This is a genomic window from Mesorhizobium sp. M1E.F.Ca.ET.041.01.1.1, from assembly GCF_003997355.1.
In the GTDB taxonomy this organism is placed as follows: Bacteria; Pseudomonadota; Alphaproteobacteria; order Rhizobiales; family Rhizobiaceae; genus Mesorhizobium.
Genome location: NZ_RZSL01000924.1, coordinates 1 through 1,630 on the forward strand (window position 1 = coordinate 1; position 1,630 = coordinate 1,630).

Genomic DNA, 1,630 nt, shown 5'->3' on the forward strand with positions numbered 1-1,630 from the left:
GCCGCGCATTGGCGCAGCACCAAGGGCGCTTGTCCGCTGCCGACCGAGATCGCTGTCAGAAGCTGAGGCGCACCTTGTGCATCGCCGCTCAGTGCTTGATGCCGAGCATCAGGTCCAGGTTCTGCACGGCGGCCCCGGAGGCACCCTTGCCGAGATTGTCGTAAACGGCGAGCAGAAGCGCCTGCGCACGCTCGTCATTGGCGAACACATAGACCTTCATCCGATTGGTGCCGTTATAGACCTCCGGATCGATCTCCGGCATGCGCTCCATATGCGTATAGGGCGCGACCTCGACCACGCCGCCATCGATCGAGGCGTAGTGGTCGGCGATCGCCGCATGAAGCTCCGCGCCTGTCGGCACGCGGTCGAGGCCGCCGAGCTGCAGCGGCACCACTGTGATCATGCCTTGCGCGAAATTGCCGACCGCCGGCTGCATGATCGGATCATGCGTCAGCTTCGCATAGGTCCTGAGCTCCGGCACATGCTTGTGCTGCAGCGTCAGGCCATAGGGCAGGAACTCGGGCGCATCCTCGCCCTTGCCGACATAGTCCTCGATCATTGGGCGGCCGCCGCCGGAATAGCCGGAAATGCCGTTGACGCTGATCGGAAAATCGGCGGGCAACAGGCCGGCGGAGACCAGCGGACGCAGCGTTGCGATCGGCCCCTGCGGCCAGCAGCCGGGATTGGCGATCCGTTTGGAATTGGCGATCTTTTTCGCCTGATCCTTGTCCATTTCGGCAAAGCCATATTCCCAGCCCTCGGCCACGCGATGCGCGGTCGAGGCATCGATCACCTTGGTCGTGTCGTTGTCGATCAGCGACACGCTTTCCTTGGCGGCGGCATCCGGCAGGCAGAGGATCGCGACATCGGCGGCATTGAGGAATTCGGCCCTGGCCGCGGCTTCCTTGCGGCGCTCCGCGGGTATGGAGATGATCTCCAGGTCGCCGCGGTCGGCCAGCAGCGCCCTGATCTGCAGGCCTGTCGTGCCATGCTCGCCGTCAATGAAGATTTTCGGTTTCATCGGTTACAAAATTCCCTGCGATTTCAAGACTATATGCCGTTAGCGTTATGTAGAACGGCATGAGTGCCGTTGTTCAGGTCATCGAGCCGCGCCTTCCGTTCGGCCACCAGGCCAAGATAGTGCATGGCAATGATCGATCCGGCGATCGCCGTAATATCGGCATGATCATAGGCCGGCGCAACCTCGACGACGTCGGCGCCGACGATATCGACCTGGCCGAGCTGGCGCAGCGTCGAGAGCATCTTGGCCGAGGACGGGCCGCCGGCCACCGGCGTGCCGGTGCCGGGCGCGAAGGCCGGGTCAAGGCAGTCGATGTCGAAGGTGAGATAGGTCTTCCTGCCGCCGGTCCGGTCGACGATGGCATAGGCGATGTCGGAGGCGCGCATTTCCTCGACCTCGTGGCCGTAGAGGATCTTGATGCCGAACGTGTCCGGCGCATGCGTGCGAATGCCGATCTGGATCGACCGGTCGGGATCGATGATGCCTTCTTTCACCGCCCGGGCGACGAAGGAGCCGTGATCGATGCGCTTGCCGTCATCCGGCCAGGTGTCCTGATGCGCGTCGAACTGCACCAGCGCCAGCGGCCCGTGGATAGCCGCATGCGTCTTG

At 63.5% G+C, this 1,630-nt stretch carries 2 protein-coding genes; both read right to left on the reverse strand.

The annotated features are described in order from the left end of the window. Nucleotides 1-88: 88 nt before the first annotated feature. A complete protein-coding gene (gene argC / locus EOA38_RS35940; protein ID WP_127301447.1) occupies nucleotides 89-1,021 on the reverse strand; it encodes an N-acetyl-gamma-glutamyl-phosphate reductase in 933 nt (310 codons plus the stop codon). Nucleotides 1,022-1,050: 29 nt separating this feature from the next. After that, nucleotides 1,051-1,630, reverse strand: a 580-nt coding sequence (locus tag EOA38_RS35945; protein ID WP_189435164.1) for an arginase family protein, incomplete at its 5' end; no start/stop codon positions are given.

Bases quoted from the DNA above. Each gene is read 5' to 3' on its own strand.
- argC (WP_127301447.1), bottom strand. From the start codon at position 1,021: ATGAAACCGAAAATCTTCATTGACGGCGAGCATGGCACGACAGGCCTG.